The sequence below is a fragment of the Stutzerimonas sp. R40042 genome (assembly GCF_026642215.1).
Lineage (GTDB): Bacteria > Pseudomonadota > Gammaproteobacteria > Pseudomonadales > Pseudomonadaceae > Stutzerimonas > Stutzerimonas frequens.
In genome coordinates, this window is sequence record NZ_CP113258.1 from 1,522,956 (window position 1) to 1,539,811 (window position 16,856).

Consider the following 16,856-nt stretch of genomic DNA (forward strand, 5'->3'; position numbering starts at 1 on the left):
CCGGGCGCGCCGGCAGGCTCGCGGTGATCGCGGGCCTGGCCGGGAAGGCTCAAGGCAGCTGGCTGCTCGCAAAGAAAGCGGTCAGCACCTTGACCAGGTGCGCCAGGTCCTGGCTTCCTGCGAGCTCGCGAATCGAATGCATGGCGAAGGTCGGCAGGCCGATGTCGACGGTGCGCACGCCCAGCTGGCTGGCGGTGATCGGGCCGATCGTCGAGCCGCAGCCCATGTCGCTGCGAGTGACGAAGCTCTGTACCGGCACTTCGTTTTCCAGACAGAGATGACGGAAGAACCCGGCGGTTTCGCTGCTGGTGGCGTAGCGCTGGTTGTTGTTCACCTTGATCACCGGGCCGGCGTTGAGCTTCGGCCCGTGATTGCCGTCGTGCTTGTCGGCATAGTTCGGGTGAACGGCGTGGGCGTTGTCCGCGGAGATCAGCAGCGAATGGCTGACCGCACGCTGGAAGTCGTCCTCGTCCGGTAGCAGGCGACGCAGTACCTGCTCCAGGAACGGACCGTCCGCGCCGCACATAGAGGTGGAGCCGACTTCCTCGTGGTCGGTGCAGACCAGCACGCAGGTATGTTCGCGCTCGGCCGCGAGCAGGGCCTGCAAACCGGCGAAGCACGACAGCAGGTTGTCCAGCCGTGCCCCCGCGATGAAATCTCCATGCAGGCCGATGACCGCCGCGCTCTGGGTGTCGTAGAAACTCAGTTCGAAATCCAGCACAACATCGGCGACCAGCCCATGCTCACGGCCGAGCTGATCGGCGAGCAGTGCGCGGAAGTCCGGGCTTTCCTGGCTTGCGATCTGCGCGAGGATCGGCGGTAGTTCGTTCTGCGCGTTGATCGCCCAACCCTGATTGGCTTCCCGGTTGAGGTGAATCGCCAGGTTCGGGATCGTCGCGATCGGCAGCTTGAAATCGATCAGCTGGCTCTCGATGCGCCCATCCCGGCTGTAGGTCACCCGTCCGGCCAGGGACAGATCGCGGTCGAACCAGGGGGCGAGCAGGGCGCCGCCATAGACTTCGACTCCGACTTGCCAGAAACCCTGGCGCTGCAGCTCCGGCTGTGGCTTCACGCGCAGGCAGGGGCTGTCGGTGTGGGCTCCGACCAGACGCAGGCCGTGCTCGACCAGCGATTTACTGCCCAGCTGAAACGCCACGATGGCCGAATCGTTACGCGTGACGTAGTAGCGTCCACCGGGTTCGGTGTGCCAGACCTCGCGCTCATCCAGCGCACGGTAGCCGGCCGCCTGCAGCGCCTGGGCGAGATTCTGGGTGGCATGGAAAGGGGTGGGCGATGCCTGGAGGTACTCGATCAGGCCTTGGTTGAGAGCTTTGCGCATTTCGGACTCCAGACTGCAAGGTCACGAAGTCTATCGCATTCACCTGCCGGTAATAAGCGCAGTGTCTGGCTCGCAGGTGTAGTGGATCGCTTCTAGAACGGCGCGGGGCACTCGAAGCGCAGGCGCTCGCCTGTCTGCGGATGAGTCAGGGTAAGCATACTGGCGTGCAGGCACAGCCGCTCATGCGCATGCAGCGCCTGTTCATGCGCGTAAAGCCGGTCGCCGAGCAATGGGTGACCGATCGACAGCATGTGCACCCGCAGTTGGTGAGAGCGCCCGGTGATGGGGGTCAGTTCGACGCGGCTGTAGTCGCCGCAGCGTTCGAGTACGCGCCAGAAGGTCAGCGCATGCTTGCCCAGTTCGTGATCGACCACATGCCGTGGCTTGGTCGGCGGGTCGTAACGCAGCGGCAGGTCGATGCTGCCACTGTCCTGCTCCGGCTGGCCCCAGCACAGCGCGGTGTAAGCCTTTTCCGTTTCGCGGTCATGAAACTGACGGGACAGCTCGCGGTGCGTATCGGCATCGCGGGCGAGCACGATGAGCCCGGAGGTCTCCCAGTCCAGGCGGTGCACGATGCGGGCTTCGGGGTAGCCGTTCTCCTGCAGGCGGGTCACCAGGCAGTCGCGATTGTCTTCGGCCCGCCCTGGCACGGAGAGCAGCAGGGTCGGCTTGTTGATCACCAGTAGGGCGGCGTCCTGGTGAATGATCTGGATATTGCTGAGAGGCATTGTTCTTCCCACAAACGAAGACGGCGACCCGTGGGCCGCCGCTTCTGTACGCCGTGCCGCTCAGCGATCCGGCAGGGTAATGTTCAGTTCGAGAATCGAGCAGCTGCCCTGATCCTCGAGAGCAACCTGAACCTGATCGCTGTCGATGTTGACGTACTTGCGGATCACTTCGACCAGCTCCTTCTGCAGCGCCGGCAGGTAGTCCGGCTCGGTGCGCTGGCCACGTTCGTGGGCGACGATGATCTGCAGGCGTTCCTTGGCGATGGCGGCCGGGGTTTCCTTCTTCTTGCGTTCACGGAAGAAGTCGAAGAGGTTCATTCGCGGCCTCCGAAAAGTCGTTGCAGGAAGCCAGGCTTCTTGACGTCGAGGAAGCGGTGCGCCACTTCCTTGCCCAGCAGGCGGTCCACCGCGTCGCTGTAGGCCTGACCGGCGTCGCTCTGGTCATCGAGGATCACCGGGATACCCTGGTTGGACGCTTTGAGCACAGCTTGCGACTCGGGGATCACGCCCAGCAGGCGGATGGAGAGGATTTCCTCGACGTCTTCGACGCCGAGCATTTCGCCCTTGGTGACGCGCTCAGGGTTGTAGCGGGTCAGCAGCAGGTGTTCCTTGATCGGCTCTTCGCCGTTTTCGGCGCGACGGGACTTGCTGGCCAGCAGGCCGAGCATGCGGTCGGAGTCGCGTACCGAGGAGACTTCCGGGTTGGTCACGACGATGGCTTCGTCGGCGAAGTACATGGCCAGATGCGCGCCTTTCTCGATGCCCGCCGGGGAGTCGCAGATGACGTATTCGAAGTTCTTGCCCAGCTCGTCGATCACCTTGCCGACGCCTTCCTGGGTCAGGGCGTCCTTGTCACGCGTCTGGCTGGCGGCCAGCACGTAGAGGTTCTCCAGACGCTTGTCCTTGATCAGCGCCTGGGTCAGGGTGGCGTCGCCGTTGATGACGTTAACGAAGTCGTAAACCACCCGGCGCTCGCAGCCCATGATCAAGTCGAGGTTCCGCAGACCGACGTCGAAGTCGACGATGACAGTCTTGTGGCCGCGCAGAGCGAGGCCGGTACCGATGGCGGCGCTGGTGGTGGTTTTACCAACGCCACCTTTGCCGGAAGTGACTACGATGATCTTGGCCAAGGTGATTCACCCTAAAAATTGAAAAAATCGGGACCTTCCGCCGGTTTTGGCGTCAGTATTGCCCGTTTGGTCCTTGAAAATTCGCGGCAGTATCCGTTAAAGGCGGGTGATGTTCAACACGTCGCCGGAGAGGCCGATGCGTACCGCTTCAGCCCAGAGAGGATCGCGTCGCAGGTCCTCGGCGACCTTGTATTGGCCGGCGATGGAGACCATTTCCGCTGCGAGCTGCTGGCAGAAGATCCGCGCCGAAGTATCGCCCTTTATGCCTGCCAGGGCGCGACCGCGAAGCGGACCGTAGACATGGATGTTGCCATCGGCGAGAAGTTCCGCACCTGGGCTTACCGGCGCCAGTACGATGAGGTCGCCGCCCTGTGCATAGACCTGCTGACCGCCGCGGATGGGCGTAGTGACTACGCGGGTCGGGCGGTAGACCGGTTCGGCTGGCTTAGCCGGTGCCTTCGATGCCAGGTCGACCTGGCGCTCGCGAGCCCCCGAAGGCGGCAGCACCGGCAGATCCAGCGCCGCAGCGGCTTCGATATGCGCCGGCTCGCTGGCGCGCAGGGCAAGGGTACGCAGCCGATGCTTGCGGCAGAGCGCGACCAATGCCTTGATGTCGATTTCCCGCGCGGTCTCGGGCAACTTGTCCAGTGCCAGGACCAGCGGCGTATTGTTGAAAAACTCTGGCGCCTGCTCGACCTTGGCCGCGAGCTGCTCGTCGAGGCGTTCGATGTCGTTGCTAGCCAGCTCCAGCACGGTGATGGCGAGCATGCTGCCCTTGAGCTGGAAGGCTGGGGTCTGGTCGGGGAGGTCGGCTTGGCTCATGGTCTGCCTGCTGCGGTAAATGGCGACGACTTATAACGAGGTGTGTCGCTGCCTGCAACCCGCCGAGTGCGTCCCGGGCGATCGCCGGTGCGTCGAGGCTCGGTCAAGCTCGGCGTTTGCCGCTAGAATGCGTCGCTTCATCGGTTGTCGAGCTTTTCATGGACCGTCCTCAGTTTCGTGCGTACTTCCTGCATCCGCGCTTCTGGCCGCTGTGGCTGGGGCTGGGGCTGCTCTGGTTGCTGGTGCAACTGCCGTATCCGCTCCTGCTGCAATTGGGCCGTGGCCTCGGTGCGCTGATGTTTCGCTTCGCCGGTTCCAGGCGCTATATCGCGCGACGTAACCTGGAGCTGTGCTTTCCCGAGCTCAGCCAGGCGCAGCGTGAACGTCTGTTGCGCGAGAACTTCGCGTCCACCGGCATTGCTTTCTTCGAGATGGCGATGAGCTGGTGGTGGCCGCAGGCGCGCCTGCAACGGCTGGCAACGATTGAAGGGCTGGAGCATCTGCAGCAGGCCCAGGCGGCCGGGCAGGGGGTGATCCTGATGGCGCTGCACTTCACCACTCTGGAAATCGGCGCCGCATTGCTTGGCCAACGGCACACCATCGATGGCATGTACCGCGAGCACAAGAATCCGGTCTTCGACTATGTGCAGCGCCGCGGGCGCGAGCGGCACAACCGCGACGCCAGCGCCATCGAACGGGAAGACGTGCGGGCCATGCTCAAGGTGCTGCGTGCCGGCCGCGCCATCTGGTACGCGCCCGATCAGGACTATGGCCGTAAGCAGAGTCTGTTCGTACCGCTGTTCGGTATCCAGGCCGCCACGGTGACTGCCACAACCAAGTTCGCCCGGCTGGGCAGGGCCAAGGTCGTACCGTTCACTCAGGAGCGCCTGGCGGACGGTTCGGGCTATCGGTTGATGATCCATCCGCCGCTGGAAAGTTTCCCTGGCGAGAGCGAGGAGGCCGATTGTCTGCGCATCAATCAGTGGGTCGAGGAGGCCGTCAGCGCCCTGCCGGAGCAGTACCTCTGGGCGCACCGACGCTTCAAGACCCGGCCGGACGGCGAGCCGGGGCTGTACAAGAAAAAGAGGCGCAAGGCGACGTAGTTGGCGTTTCGCCTCACCGACAGTGCTTCGATGGCGGGACTCGGCGGGGCGGGCCTTGGCCCACCATATCGGTCACACCAAACTTCCATCGCGGAAATCCCGCAGCGCCTGCTCGATCTCCTCGCGGCTGTTCATCACGAAGGGGCCGTACTGCACGATGGGTTCGCCCAGGGGGCGTCCGGCCAATAGCAGCACTCGCGTGTCCGACCCGCTGTGCAACCGCAGCTCGCCATGCTCGGACAGGCGCGCCAGCTGACCCTTGGCCAACGTTTGTTCGCCAACGCGCAGCGCACCCTCGTAGACGTAAAGCAGCAGCCGATGGCCTTCCGGCACTTGCGGGCTGAGGTCGCTACCGGCCGGCAGATGCAGATCAAACAGCTGCGGCTCGGTATCCGGACGCTGCACGACGCCCGGCTGCTCGAGGCCGTCGACCTTCAGCGTGCCGGCGATGACTTTCGCCTGTACGCCACCTGGCAGCGTCAGCTGTGGAATTTCCGCCGGTGCGAAGTCACGGTAGCCCGGCTCGCCGAGCTTGGCGTGGGCGGGCAGGTTCAACCACAGCTGGAAACCGCGCATGACGCCTTGCTCCTGCTCCGGCATTTCGCTGTGGATCACACCGCGCGCTGCGGTCATCCACTGCACGCCGCCACTTTCCAGCAGCCCGACATTGCCCATGTGATCCTCGTGACGCATGCGCCCCTCGAGCATATAGGTGATGGTTTCGAAGCCGCGGTGCGGATGTGGGGGAAAGCCGGCGATGTACTCGTCGGGATCGTTGGAGCCGAACTCATCGAGCATCAGGAACGGATCGAAGCGTTCCGGCGCGGCGCCGCCGAACACGCGGGTGAGGCTGACGCCGGCACCGTCGGAGGTCGCCCGGCCGGTGGTGATGGAAAGGATTTCCCGCTGGGACATGATCGAATGCCTCTCGGTCTGAAGTGTCGCCAGATTAAGCGTGCCGCTTCGATCAATGGTTGCGCATTATCGCTTTAACCAATCGGCTGAGTGGATCATTCCTCCACCAGCAGATCCCGCGCACGGCTGTAGACGTAGCGTACCTTCTCGTACTCGAACGGCGAGTTGAGCTGGCCGTAGCGGAAGCTGGTGACGTGGCGGGCGTTGATGGCGCGCAGGGCGGTCAGGCTCAACTCGCCACCGGTGGTCTCGGCGTACTGGAGGAAATCGACCTGTCGCTCGACGGCGAAATCGGTGACGCGGCCGGTGGCATCGCGCAGGTTGGAGGGGCCGAGAGCCGGAATGATCAGGTAGGGCCCCTGGGGAACGCCCCAATACCCGAGTGTCTGGCCGAAGTCCTCGCTCTGGCGCACCAGGCCCATGCGCGTGGCCGGGTCCCAGAGTCCGCCGACGCCCAGAATGCTGTTGAACAGAAAGCGGGCGGTGGCATTCGCCGCACGCTGTCCCTTGAGCTGCGCGACGCTGTTGAACAGCGTCGGAATCTCCCCGAGGTTGGCGAAGAAGTTGCTCACACCGGTGCGCACCGGTTGCGGCGTGACATAGCGATAGCCGCGCACCACCGGCAGCATCACCCATTGATCGAGCCGGTAGTTGAAGTGGTAGATGCGCCGGTTGACCGATTCGAACGGGTCGTAGACGTCCAGCGCCTGAAAGGTGGCGCGCTCGAACTCACGTTGGTCCAGCCCCGGATTGAACTCCAGGTTGCGTAACGGATGGGTGAAACCATCCTCGTCGACCGCCGGTGTGTCGGCGAAGGCCAGACCACTGGCCAGAAACAGCGGCAGCAGCATTCCTTTAGCCACGGAAGAACTCCAGCATGTGTTGGGCGTTGACGCGGTAGGTGAGGTTGCCGCAGTGGCCGCCGCGCGGATAGAGCGTCAGACGGTCGCCGAAGGTGCGGCGCAGGAAGCCGATATCACCGGCACCGAGGATCAGGTCGTCGGCGTTGTGCATGACCGCGATTTTCGGGCTCTGGCGCAGATAATCCTCGAGGGCGTAAAGGCTGACCTGCTGGATCAGCTGCGGCAGGCTGCCGCCGTCGTACTGCGCCCGCCACATGGGAATCAGCTGCTCGGTGATATAGCAGTCGAAATCGCAGAGCAGGGCGCGCTTGAAGAATGGCTCCAGACGCGTGCCCTCGTTGATCGGATAGTCCTGCGGCACGATCAGCCCGCGCCGGTTGATCAGGTCCGAGGTGAAATTGATGTCGGCCGCGGAAAAACGGAACACCGACCCGATCAGCATGGCCATCTGCTCATCGCTGAGCTTCAGGGGCGACTGCTGGAAGTCGTAGAGCATCGCCTCGTCGAGGTCGATGTAGCCGCGCTGCCGGTAGTAGCGGGTCAGTTTTTCCAGAACCACTTCATAGAAGGTTGTGTGGTCGTCGATGCCTTCGACGCGGGTCTGCACCAGCTTGTCCAGGTTACCGACCGAGGTATAGAGATTGACCGGCGGATTCAGCAGCAGCACGCGCTTGAAGTTGAAGCTGCGGCGGGTTTCGTCCAGCTGGCTGACGAACGCCGCGTTCAGCGCGCCGAGGCTGTAGCCGGTGAGGTGGAATTCGGTGACCGGTAGCTTGTGGTGTCTGGCGCGAATGGCCTGCATGACCCGGTAGAGGTCCTTGGCATCGTCGGTACTGATGCCCGGTGTGGCGTAGCGCGAGGCCGCCGACATGAAGTCGTAACTGGTCGGTGACGACAGCTGCACCACGTGGTAGCCGGCGCCATAGAACAGCCGCTTGAGGGCCTCGGTCTTGCCTGCCGAGTAATGCGCACCGGTACCGGAGATGACGAAGATCAGCGGCGCTGGCCCGCGCTGGCGCGCCAGGCGATAGCGCAGCTGTTTGACCGGCCAGAAGTTGTCCGGCAGGGTGAACTCCCGTTCCGGCCGCAGCCGCAGGCTGTAGTCGGCCTGGTCGATGGCGTCGTCACTGGGAACCTCGGCGCGCAATGCGCTCGGCGTGCCGGCGATGGTCGCCTCGAAAGGGTTGCCCAGAGGGTAGCCGTACTCTTCGACGCTGAGATCGGCCGCATGCAGCGGCGTAACGATCAGAGCGAGCAGGGTGGTCAGGCACAACAACAGCTGCATGGTGTATCTCCGTTGCCAGGCCATCGCGGCCTGTAGCGAGGCGGCAACCGATGCATCGTGCCGCCTGTCCCATCAGAACTGCATTGGCAGCGCAGAGCAAGCCAACATCACTATGGCAGCAGCGCGGGGAATTCGATCCCTTGTACGGGGATGGAAAATATCGACGCCCCGACAGCCGCTGACGAACCACCGGGCTAAGTGACTCGTCTGCCGCGGTCGTCACGCCTGATGATGCAGCCAGGCATGCTGGGGAATGGCGGCGCGGCGCTTGTTGCGTTCGAATCGCTGCCAGACCTTCTCATGAAAGTAGAAGCCTACCGAATTGCACAGCGGCTCGATGGCAGCGACCAGTCCGCCGATGGCGATGCTGCCGGTCAGCGCGTAAGTCACCGAAAAGGCGATGCAGAAGTGCATCAGGGTGAACGTCACGGTCTTGAGCATGGCCCGTCTCCTTGTGCAGTCGAGAATCGTTCTCGTGATGGAGAGAGTCTGGGTGAGATCATCCAATGACTGAAATCACCGTTTTGCATGTGCGACATAGCGCCACACTATTTGTGTTTGGAATTGTTGCCAGGCGCCTATTCGCGCGGTTCGAGGGCTCTATGTCGGGCCTTTTCGCAAGCCGCATTCAGACCAAAGTCGGGTGGCGTTCGCCCGACCCACGCCTAAAGTAGCCGCCCCTGCTCCCACCGGGGGGTAGCGACCGTGGAGACAGATTCCAATGCACAATGAAAATGTTTACCGGCAGATTTATGCCAATCCGCGTTTCCAAGAGTTGGTGGCCAAGCGCGGGCGTTTCGCCTGGCTGCTGTCGGCCGTCATGCTCAGCGCCTACCTGGCGTTCATCCTGTTGATCGCCTTCGAGCCGAAGATCCTCGGCATTCCGCTGTCCGCCAATACCGTGACCACCTGGGGCATTCCGGTTGGCGTCGGAGTGATCTTCATGGCGTTCATCCTGACCGGTGTCTATGTGCAGCGTGCCAACGGTGAGTTCGATCGCATCAACCAGGAAATCCTCAACGAGGCACAGAAATAATGATCCTGCGTTTCCTGATGACTGCCCTGCTGTTGGCAGTCTCGCCTGCGCTGCTCGCCGATGCCATTACCGGCGAAGTCCAGAAGCAGGCCACCAACTACACCGCCATCATCATGTTCGTGGTGTTCATCGTGTTCACCATGGGCATCACCAAGTGGGCGGCCAAGCGCAACACCTCGACCGCTGACTACTACACCGCCGGCGGCAGCATCACCGGCTTCCAGAATGGTCTGGCGATTGCCGGCGACTTCATGTCGGCGGCGTCCTTCCTCGGTATTTCCGCGCTGGTCTACACCAGTGGCTACGACGGCCTGATCTACTCCATCGGCTTCCTCGTCGGTTGGCCGATCATCCTGTTCCTGATGGCTGAACGCCTGCGCAACCTGGGCAAGTTCACCTTCTCCGACGTGGCCTCCTATCGCCTCGGTCAGACGCAGATCCGTCTGCTCTCGGCATTCGGTTCGCTGATCGTGGTGGCGTTCTATCTGATCGCGCAGATGGTCGGTGCCGGCAAGCTGATCCAGCTGCTGTTCGGCCTGGATTACTACGTGGCTGTGGTGCTGGTCGGTGTGCTGATGGTCATGTACGTGCTGTTCGGCGGCATGCTGGCGACCACCTGGGTACAGATCATCAAGGCGGTGCTGCTGCTGTCGGGCGCGAGCTTCATGGCCATCATGGTGATGAAGACGGTCGGCTTCGATTTCGGCAGCCTGTTCGCCGAGGCGGTGAAGATTCACGATAAGGGTGCGCAGATCATGAGCCCGGGCGGCCTGGTCTCCGACCCGATCTCGGCGATCTCCCTGGGCCTGGCACTGATGTTCGGTACCGCCGGCCTGCCGCACATCCTGATGCGCTTCTTCACCGTGTCCGACGCCAAGGAAGCGCGCAAGAGCGTGTTCTACGCCACCGGCTTCATCGGCTACTTCTACATCCTGACCTTCATCATCGGCTTCGGCGCGATCCTGCTGGTCAGCACCAACCCGGACTTCAAGGACGTGACTGGCGCCATCGTCGGCGGCACCAACATGGTCGCCATCCACCTGGCCAGCGCGGTGGGCGGCAACCTGTTCCTCGGCTTCATCTCCGCGGTTGCCTTCGCCACCATCCTCGCGGTAGTGGCCGGTCTGACCCTGGCCGGTGCCTCGGCGGTTTCCCATGACCTCTATGCCTGCGTGATCAAGCAGGGCAAGGCGCGGGAAGAAGACGAGATGCGTGTGACCAAGCTGACCACCCTGACCCTGGGCGTGGTGGCGATTCTGCTCGGCATCATCTTCGAGAAGCAGAACATCGCCTTCATGGTCGGCCTGGCGTTCTCCATCGCCGCCAGCTGCAACTTCCCGGTGCTGTTCCTTTCCATGTACTGGAAGGGGCTGAGCACCCGCGGGGCGCTGTTCGGTGGTGCGCTGGGTCTGATCACTGCGCTGGTGCTGACCATCATCAGCCCGACCGTATGGGTCGACGTGTTCGGCTATGCCGAGGCGATCTTCCCCTACAAGTACCCGGCGCTGTTCTCCATGGTCGCCGCCTTCGTCGGCATCTGGTTCTTCTCGGTCACCGACAAGTCCAAGCGGGCAGGGGAGGAGCGCGAGCGCTTCTTCGCCCAGTTCGTCCGCTCGCAGACTGGCCTGGGTGCAACCGGCGCCGTCGCGCACTAAGGCGAACGCCAGTAGGACAAGGGCAGCCCTCGGGCTGCCCTTTTTCGTTCTCGGTGAAGACTCGAGGGCTGCAACAGCCCCATCCTGCGCCCATAGTGCCTGCCTGGAACCGCGCGGTCAGCCCCATGAGCCAAGGGTTTGCCAGGGGCATTCATCAATCTGATGGATGCCAGTGTGCCCTCGTGCATTCGCTAGACTCGCTGCCACTACCCGAACAACAAAGGCAGTAGAACGATGCACAATCGCATGATGATCACAGGCGCCGGTTCTGGACTCGGGCGCGAAATCGCCCTGCGCTGGGCACGTGATGGCTGGCAGCTGGCGCTTTCCGACGTCAATGAAGCTGGCTTGGCGGAAACCCTGAAGATGGTTCGCGAGGCGGGTGGCGATGGCTTCACCATGCGCTGTGACGTGCGTGACTACAGCCAGCTGATCGCCTTCGCCCAGGCCTGCGAGGAGAAGCTCGGCGGCATCGATATCGTGGTCAACAACGCCGGGGTGGCCTCCGGCGGCTTCTTCGATGAGCTGTCGCTGGAGGACTGGGACTGGCAGATCGCGATCAACCTGATGGGCGTGGTCAAGGGCTGCAAGGCGTTCCTTCCGCTGGTGCAGAAGAGCAAGGGCAAGATCATCAACATCGCCTCCATGGCGGCGCTGATGCAGGCGCCGGGCATGAGCAACTACAACGTGGCCAAAGCCGGCGTGGTGGCGCTCTCGGAAAGCCTGCTAGTCGAGCTGCGCCAGGCCGAGGTCGGCGTGCATGTGGTCTGCCCTTCGTTCTTCCAGACCAACCTGCTGGACTCCTTCCGCGGGCCGACGCCGAACGTCAAGGCGCAGATCGGCAAGCTGCTGGAATCCTCGCCGATCACCGCGGCCGACATCGCTGACTATATCCATCAGCGGGTCGCCAAGGGCGAGTTCATGATCCTGCCGCACGACGAAGGACGCATGGCCTGGAAGGTCAAACAGCAGAATCCGCAGGCGATCTATGACGAGATGGCGCTGCTCGCCGAAAAGAAGCGGGCCAAGAGCAAGGCTGTCTGAAACCGCGCGGCCGCTGTCTTCAGCGGCCGCTGTGGTTGCCTCCAGGGAGGGGCGGGAGTAGGGTTGCCTGTCCGGTCTCGTGCCGTAACCCTATGGAACGCTTGTGAATTTTCCCTCCCGCGGACTGTTGATGTTGGCCCTGGTGCTGGCAGCGATCAACCTGCGCCCTGGCATCACCTCCTTCGCCCCGCTGATCGAACGCATCGCCGAAGAGCTGGCCCTGCCCCGTGGCCTGATCAGCCTGACCACGGCCTTGCCGGTATTGCTGATGGGCCTGCTGGCGCCGCTGGCACCGCGGCTGGCGGTGCGCTTCGGGTTGGAGCGCAGCATTGCCCTGTGTCTTGGCCTGATCGCCGCGGCGCTGGTGTTGCGTCTGTTCGGCCACAATGCCGTATTGCTGATCGTCACTGCCGGCCTGGTCGGTGCCGGCATCGCCGTTGCCGGTCCGCTGCTGTCCGGCTTCATCAAACGCTACTTCCTCGAACGCATGGGCAAGGTCGCCGCCTGGTACTCGCTGAGTATGGCGGTGGGCGGGACCCTTGGCGTGGTGCTGACGGCGCCGGCCACCGAAGCGTTGGGCCAGCAGTGGAATGCCGGCCTGGCGGTCTGGGCGCTGCCAGCGGTGATGGCGCTGCTGATCTGGTTGCGGCTGCCCAATCAGCCGGAAGCCGCCAGTGAAAGCGGTGCGGGCTTGCCCTGGAAGGAGCCGCGGGCCTGGCTGCTGAGCATCTACTTCGCGCTGCAGGCCGGGCTGTTCTACGCGCTGGCCACCTGGCTGGTGGCGCGTTATCACGAGGTGGGCTACAGCCTGCTGCAGAGCAATGCGTTCTTCAGTGGCTTCATGCTCATCGGTCTGCCGAGCGCCTTCGCCATGCCCTGGCTGGCGCAGCGCCTGGGCAACCGTCATCGCATCATGGCGACTTGCGGTGTGCTGGCGACGCTATGCCTGGCGCTGATCGCGCTGCGACCCGGCTGGCAGCCGTTGGTGGTCTGCATGCTGCTGGGTGTCGCGCTCAATGGCACCTTTTCCCTGGCGCTGATCTCGCCGATGTACGAAGCCGGTACGCCGCTGGCCGTCAGTCGGCTCACCGCGATGATGCTTTGCACCGGCTACTGCTTGGCCTGCCTGACCCCGGTGCTGGCCGGACTCGGCCGCGATCTGGCGGGCGACTACCGCATGCCGTTCCTGGTGCTGACCGGCATGGCGGCGTGCATGTCGCTGCTCGCGATGCGCCTGCGGCCACGCCATGTCGCGCGCTGAGTGATCCTGCTGTGGCCTGCGTCACCGCTTGCCGTGCCGCGGATGACCGGCTCGCCATGCTGTGCTAGAAAGCTCGCCGTCCCTGTCCCAACCTAGCGCGCCGGAGTTCTGCTTGGAGTCTGAATCCATCGTTTATGGCTGTATCCGCGATTGGCCGTCCGCCGACCTCGAGCAGTGCCGCCAGCGCCGGGCGCACAATCTCGCCGCCGTGCAGGCGTTGCCGCAGGGTGAGGCCTGGCCGTTCATCGGCCGCGAGATGTTTTCCTTCTGCCGTGACGAGGACCTGGGCTTGTACCAGACCCAGGTGATCCATTTTGGCGCCAGCTATCGCGCTGTGGAGTACGAGTGGGCGTTGTGGGTGCAGCGTTTCGAGGCGCTGCTCAAGCAGCTCTACTGGACCAGCGCCGTGGTGCACCTGGAGACCGAACTCAATGGCACCCACACCTTTCGCTGGGAAACCGAAACGGGCAGTCATAGCCCGCAGCACAGCGATATGCGCATGCGCTGCGCCTGGGAGCGGGAAAGCGGGTTGCTCGGCTGATGCGCTGAGGCGTCAGTCCAGCCATTCCTTCGGCACGTCGCGCTTCAGTGCGAGCTGGCATTGCTGACTGTCCGCGTCGAAGACGATCACGGCTTCGCCCCTGTCCAGCGCGCGGCGGACCCGCGCGACCCGGGTGTCCAGCGGGGTTTCGTCGCCGTTGTCGGTGCCGTCGCGGGTGACGAAGTCCTCGATCAGGCGGGTCAGGGTGTCCGATTCGAGCTGGTCGTGGGGTATGAGCATGGGTCGTCTTCGTCGGCATCGGGCTGGCCACGAGGGATGCGGCCTAGAACGCGACGTCCTGTAGGTAGTTGTCCAGGCAAGCATACAGCTGTTGGCTTTCCAGCGGTTTGCCAATGAACTCGTCCATTCCGGCCTCGAGGCCTCGCTGGCGATGTTCGGCCAGTACATGGGCGGTTACCGCGATGATCGGCACCGCGGGTAATTGGCGGTCCGCCTCGAACTTGCGTATCTGCCGGCTGGCCTCGAAACCGTCGAGCTCCGGCATCTCGCAGTCCATCAGGATCAGCTGCACCGCTGCGGGATCACGGCGGTAGAGATCGACCGCCTGGCGACCATTGTCGGCCAGCTGCACAGCATAGCCCCGCTTCTTGAGCAGCCCGCGCACCACCATCTGGTTCACCGGGTTGTCCTCGGCGACGAGGATGCACGGTTCGTCGTGCCGAGGTGCGACGGCTGCAGAGGCAGGCTCACCGGTCAGCGGAGGCTCTTGCGCATACAGCGTCTGCAGCGCTTCGCGTAGCGGCGTGCTCTGCAGCGGCAACGCCAGGCTGATGAGACGTATCCCAGGCGAGGGCGGCGGCGGCTCATGGATCGGTGAATAGAGCATCAGCACGCGCTGATTGGGCTCCAGATGCGGGCGCAAGCGCGCCAGCCACTCGGTGGGGCTGCCGGGCCAGGGCGCCAGCAGCACCAGCAGCGGCGGTGCGGTGAAATCGCAGAGATAGTCGGGCAGCCGTTCCGGCGTCTGGCATCGCTCGGTGCGCATGCCCCAGCGGCGCAGCAGGTGGCTCAGCGCTTCCAGGCCCTGTGCATCCTGAGACGCGAGCAGGGCGGGGCGGCCGGCGAGCAGCTGCGCCAGCGAATCTTCTCCATCCATGGCGGCGTGCAGCGGTATCTCGAAACAGAAACGACTGCCGCGGCCCGGCGTACTCTGCACCTCGATGTGGCCGTTCATCATTTCCACCAGCTCCTTGCTGATCGCCAGCCCGAGGCCACTGCCTCCGTAGCGGCGCGTCGTGCTGGAGTCACCCTGGGCAAAGGATTCGAACAGCTGTGCGAGCACTTCCTGGCGCATGCCGATGCCGCTGTCGCTGACGCAGAACACCAGGCGAGGCTCACCGTCTTGCGTCCGGCGGCAGGAAACCTCCAGCACCACGTGACCGTGCTCGGTGAACTTCAGCGCATTGCTCAGCAGGTTCATGAGGATCTGCTTGAGGCGTGTCGGGTCGCCACGAATGCGCCGCGGCACGCCAGGCTCGAGGCCGACGTGCAGGCTCAGCTGCTTTTCCAGTGCCTGTGCGGTGAACAGCCGGATGGTTTCGGAAATCAGTATTTCCAGATCGAAGTCGATGTCCTCGAGGCTCAGCTTGCCCGAGCCGATGCGGGCGTAATCGAGGATGTCGTTGATCACCGCCATCAGCGAGTTGCCGGAGCTGGAGATGGTGTCCAGGTAGAACTGCTGGCTGCGGTCCAGCGGCGTCTCGCGCAGCAGTTCGAGCATGCCGAGCACGCCGTTCAGCGGTGTGCGAATTTCGTGGCTCATCTTGGCCAGGAAGCGGCTTTTCGCCTCGTTCTCGCTGGCGGCCCGCTCGGCGGCCTCGCGCGAACGGTAGCCTTCTTCCTTGAGCAGGTTGATGCGGTCGGCGAGTCCGATCGACAGGGTGATCAGTTCGAAGGCGACGCTGGCCTTGACCACCGCCGATCCGTACAGGCCGAGCAGCTCGAAGCCCAGGGAACCAGCGGTGACCAGAATGAAGGAAGCGAGGAGCACGCCCCAGGCCAGGGTGTAGTACACCCCGTAACGCACGCCGCGGCGCCAGACGAAAGCGCCGGTGAGCAGCAGGCCGGTCGAGGTGACGATCACGGTGACGCTGGCCAGAATGCTCCAGGTCTGCACGTCCAGCAGCAACCCGGAAAGCATGCTGCCGAGCGCCACCAGCAAGGTGCAGCGCAGTACCAGGTCGAGCCCGGGGAACAACTCGCGGGTATGCAGGAAGTGGCGGCTGAACTGGATGGCAATCAGGCAATGGCTGAACATCAGCACGTAGATGCCCTGTGCGACCAGCCCACCGTCATCGGCCAGCCACTTGACCAGAAAACCGTCGAACGACAGGGCAAACAGCCCGACATTGACCGTGTAGATCAGGTACCAGAGATAGGCCGGCTCGCGCAGCGAAGCGAAGAGGAACAGGTTGTAGCAGAACATCGCGAACAGCACGCCGTAGAACGCGCCGCTCAGGCCGCTCAGCTCTTCATGCTGTTCGGCGCTGGAGTTGTAGGTGCCAAAGTACAGCGGGACGTAGAGGGTGCTGGTGGTCTTGATGCGCAGCAGCAACCGGGTGTCGCCGGGCGGCAACTCCACCGGAAACCAGAAGTTGCGCACCTTCACCGGTCGGTCGACGAAGGGGTAGCGATCACCGGTGAGCTGTTGGCTGAGACTGCCGTCGGGGTACTGCAGATACAGCTCGATATGGTCCAGCAGGGGGTAGTTGATCTCGATGAAACCGCTCAGCGGCTGATCCAGGCGATTGTCCAGCGTCGCCTGCAGCCACCAGGTCGATGTGTTCTTGCCTTCATTGACGTGCCCGCCCTTGACCTCGCGGAAGCGGTCGTCGGGCAGGGCCAAGACCTCCTCGACGTGCAGCTCGCCGTTCGGGTCTTCCAGGTAGAGGGTCCCGTTACCCAGCGGCTGGCGCGTGTCGAGCGAATCGAGAACCACGGGCGCGAACGCCCACGCCTGAAGCGACAGGCAAAACAGCAGCAGAGCCAGGCATGAACGCGGCAACATGATCTGATCCGGCAGGGTGCTGCCCGGAAGCGGGCAGCACATATTAGTAGAGCGATGTGACGGTACCGATTCCTTGGGCTCTACATGGCGCCTCAGAGTGCCGCAC

General features: G+C 63.6%; 17 protein-coding genes. 6 read left to right on the forward strand and 11 right to left on the reverse strand.

Features of this window, described 5'->3' with window-relative positions; translation table 11 throughout:
- Positions 1 to 49: 49 nt before the first annotated feature.
- The 5 genes from OUY36_RS07290 to minC all read right to left on the reverse strand — a co-directional run bounded on the left by OUY36_RS07290 (position 50) and on the right by minC (position 4,019).
- Positions 50 to 1,339, reverse strand: a complete 1,290-nt coding sequence (locus OUY36_RS07290) for a M18 family aminopeptidase (protein WP_063541376.1) — start codon at positions 1,337 to 1,339, stop codon at positions 50 to 52.
- A gap of 92 nt (positions 1,340 to 1,431) precedes the next feature.
- Positions 1,432 to 2,067 (reverse strand): RluA family pseudouridine synthase, encoded by a 636-nt coding sequence (locus tag OUY36_RS07295; protein ID WP_014596215.1) that lies wholly within the window; start codon positions 2,065 to 2,067, stop codon positions 1,432 to 1,434.
- Between the two features lie 60 nt (positions 2,068 to 2,127).
- A complete protein-coding gene (gene minE, locus OUY36_RS07300; protein ID WP_003301267.1) occupies positions 2,128 to 2,385 on the reverse strand; it encodes a cell division topological specificity factor MinE in 258 nt (85 codons plus the stop codon).
- Positions 2,382 to 3,197, reverse strand: coding sequence for a septum site-determining protein MinD (gene minD, locus OUY36_RS07305; protein WP_049340340.1), 816 nt, complete (start codon positions 3,195 to 3,197; stop codon positions 2,382 to 2,384). Before minD ends, minE begins: the two co-directional genes overlap by 4 nt.
- 96 nt (positions 3,198 to 3,293) lie before the next feature.
- Positions 3,294 to 4,019 carry a septum site-determining protein MinC gene (gene minC, locus OUY36_RS07310; RefSeq protein WP_267937371.1) on the reverse strand — a complete coding sequence of 242 codons (726 nt, stop codon included), beginning with the start codon at positions 4,017 to 4,019 and terminating at the stop codon, positions 3,294 to 3,296.
- A 158-nt stretch (positions 4,020 to 4,177) separates the two neighbouring features.
- Between minC and OUY36_RS07315 the strand changes: the two genes are divergently transcribed.
- The gene (locus OUY36_RS07315; protein ID WP_267937373.1) at positions 4,178 to 5,122 is read left to right on the forward strand and encodes a lipid A biosynthesis lauroyl acyltransferase; all 945 of its coding nucleotides are present in this window, start codon (positions 4,178 to 4,180) and stop codon (positions 5,120 to 5,122) included.
- A gap of 72 nt (positions 5,123 to 5,194) precedes the next feature.
- On the opposite strand, the gene OUY36_RS07320 is transcribed toward OUY36_RS07315, so the two are convergent.
- The 4 genes from OUY36_RS07320 to OUY36_RS07335 all read right to left on the reverse strand — a co-directional run bounded on the left by OUY36_RS07320 (position 5,195) and on the right by OUY36_RS07335 (position 8,626).
- Positions 5,195 to 6,037, reverse strand: coding sequence for a pirin family protein (locus OUY36_RS07320; protein WP_267937375.1), 843 nt, complete (start codon positions 6,035 to 6,037; stop codon positions 5,195 to 5,197).
- Positions 6,038 to 6,132: 95 nt separating this feature from the next.
- Positions 6,133 to 6,888 (reverse strand): MlaA family lipoprotein, encoded by a 756-nt coding sequence (locus tag OUY36_RS07325; RefSeq protein ID WP_267938116.1) that lies wholly within the window; start codon positions 6,886 to 6,888, stop codon positions 6,133 to 6,135.
- A gap of 4 nt (positions 6,889 to 6,892) precedes the next feature.
- Positions 6,893 to 8,185 (reverse strand): serine/threonine protein kinase, encoded by a 1,293-nt coding sequence (locus OUY36_RS07330; protein WP_267937377.1) that lies wholly within the window; start codon positions 8,183 to 8,185, stop codon positions 6,893 to 6,895.
- Positions 8,186 to 8,404: 219 nt separating this feature from the next.
- Positions 8,405 to 8,626: a DUF2061 domain-containing protein gene (locus OUY36_RS07335; RefSeq protein ID WP_230725861.1), complete on the reverse strand. Its 222-nt coding sequence runs from the start codon at positions 8,624 to 8,626 to the stop codon at positions 8,405 to 8,407.
- 280 nt (positions 8,627 to 8,906) lie between these two features.
- On the opposite strand from OUY36_RS07335, the gene OUY36_RS07340 reads away from it, so the two are divergent.
- From OUY36_RS07340 to OUY36_RS07360, 5 genes are all read left to right on the forward strand, one after another.
- Positions 8,907 to 9,221 (forward strand): DUF485 domain-containing protein, encoded by a 315-nt coding sequence (locus tag OUY36_RS07340; protein ID WP_023445032.1) that lies wholly within the window; start codon positions 8,907 to 8,909, stop codon positions 9,219 to 9,221.
- Positions 9,221 to 10,876: a cation acetate symporter gene (locus tag OUY36_RS07345; RefSeq protein WP_063541384.1), complete on the forward strand. Its 1,656-nt coding sequence runs from the start codon at positions 9,221 to 9,223 to the stop codon at positions 10,874 to 10,876. Before OUY36_RS07340 ends, OUY36_RS07345 begins: the two co-directional genes overlap by 1 nt.
- 234 nt (positions 10,877 to 11,110) lie before the next feature.
- A complete protein-coding gene (locus tag OUY36_RS07350) occupies positions 11,111 to 11,920 on the forward strand; it encodes an SDR family oxidoreductase (protein ID WP_156244610.1) in 810 nt (269 codons plus the stop codon).
- 130 nt (positions 11,921 to 12,050) lie between these two features.
- Entirely contained in the window at positions 12,051 to 13,181 is a 1,131-nt protein-coding gene (locus tag OUY36_RS07355) for an MFS transporter (RefSeq protein ID WP_267938118.1), read from the forward strand.
- A 112-nt stretch (positions 13,182 to 13,293) separates the two neighbouring features.
- On the forward strand, positions 13,294 to 13,722 hold the full coding sequence (locus OUY36_RS07360) for a hypothetical protein (RefSeq protein ID WP_011912607.1): 429 nt from the start codon (positions 13,294 to 13,296) through the stop codon (positions 13,720 to 13,722).
- 12 nt (positions 13,723 to 13,734) lie between these two features.
- On the opposite strand, the gene OUY36_RS07365 is transcribed toward OUY36_RS07360, so the two are convergent.
- Positions 13,735 to 13,962, reverse strand: a complete 228-nt coding sequence (locus tag OUY36_RS07365) for a YheU family protein (protein ID WP_063541387.1) — start codon at positions 13,960 to 13,962, stop codon at positions 13,735 to 13,737.
- A 43-nt stretch (positions 13,963 to 14,005) separates the two neighbouring features.
- The gene (locus OUY36_RS07370; RefSeq protein ID WP_267937381.1) at positions 14,006 to 16,750 is read right to left on the reverse strand and encodes a hybrid sensor histidine kinase/response regulator; all 2,745 of its coding nucleotides are present in this window, start codon (positions 16,748 to 16,750) and stop codon (positions 14,006 to 14,008) included.
- Positions 16,751 to 16,856 lie beyond the last annotated feature (106 nt).

Excerpts from the sequence above, each read along its gene's own strand:
- OUY36_RS07290 (WP_063541376.1), bottom strand. The coding sequence starts at position 1,339 with ATGCGCAAAGCTCTCAACCAAGGCCTGATCGAGTACCTCCAGGCATCG.
- OUY36_RS07295 (WP_014596215.1), bottom strand. The coding sequence starts at position 2,067 with ATGCCTCTCAGCAATATCCAGATCATTCACCAGGACGCCGCCCTACTG.
- minE (WP_003301267.1), bottom strand. The coding sequence starts at position 2,385 with ATGAACCTCTTCGACTTCTTCCGTGAACGCAAGAAGAAGGAAACCCCG.
- minC (WP_267937371.1), bottom strand. The coding sequence starts at position 4,019 with ATGAGCCAAGCCGACCTCCCCGACCAGACCCCAGCCTTCCAGCTCAAG.
- OUY36_RS07315 (WP_267937373.1), top strand. The coding sequence starts at position 4,178 with ATGGACCGTCCTCAGTTTCGTGCGTACTTCCTGCATCCGCGCTTCTGG.
- OUY36_RS07320 (WP_267937375.1), bottom strand. The coding sequence starts at position 6,037 with ATGTCCCAGCGGGAAATCCTTTCCATCACCACCGGCCGGGCGACCTCC.
- OUY36_RS07325 (WP_267938116.1), bottom strand. The coding sequence starts at position 6,888 with ATGCTGCTGCCGCTGTTTCTGGCCAGTGGTCTGGCCTTCGCCGACACA.
- OUY36_RS07330 (WP_267937377.1), bottom strand. The coding sequence starts at position 8,185 with ATGCAGCTGTTGTTGTGCCTGACCACCCTGCTCGCTCTGATCGTTACG.
- OUY36_RS07335 (WP_230725861.1), bottom strand. The coding sequence starts at position 8,626 with ATGCTCAAGACCGTGACGTTCACCCTGATGCACTTCTGCATCGCCTTT.
- OUY36_RS07340 (WP_023445032.1), top strand. The coding sequence starts at position 8,907 with ATGCACAATGAAAATGTTTACCGGCAGATTTATGCCAATCCGCGTTTC.
- OUY36_RS07345 (WP_063541384.1), top strand. The coding sequence starts at position 9,221 with ATGATCCTGCGTTTCCTGATGACTGCCCTGCTGTTGGCAGTCTCGCCT.
- OUY36_RS07350 (WP_156244610.1), top strand. The coding sequence starts at position 11,111 with ATGCACAATCGCATGATGATCACAGGCGCCGGTTCTGGACTCGGGCGC.
- OUY36_RS07355 (WP_267938118.1), top strand. The coding sequence starts at position 12,051 with ATGTTGGCCCTGGTGCTGGCAGCGATCAACCTGCGCCCTGGCATCACC.
- OUY36_RS07365 (WP_063541387.1), bottom strand. The coding sequence starts at position 13,962 with ATGCTCATACCCCACGACCAGCTCGAATCGGACACCCTGACCCGCCTG.
- OUY36_RS07370 (WP_267937381.1), bottom strand. The coding sequence starts at position 16,750 with ATGTTGCCGCGTTCATGCCTGGCTCTGCTGCTGTTTTGCCTGTCGCTT.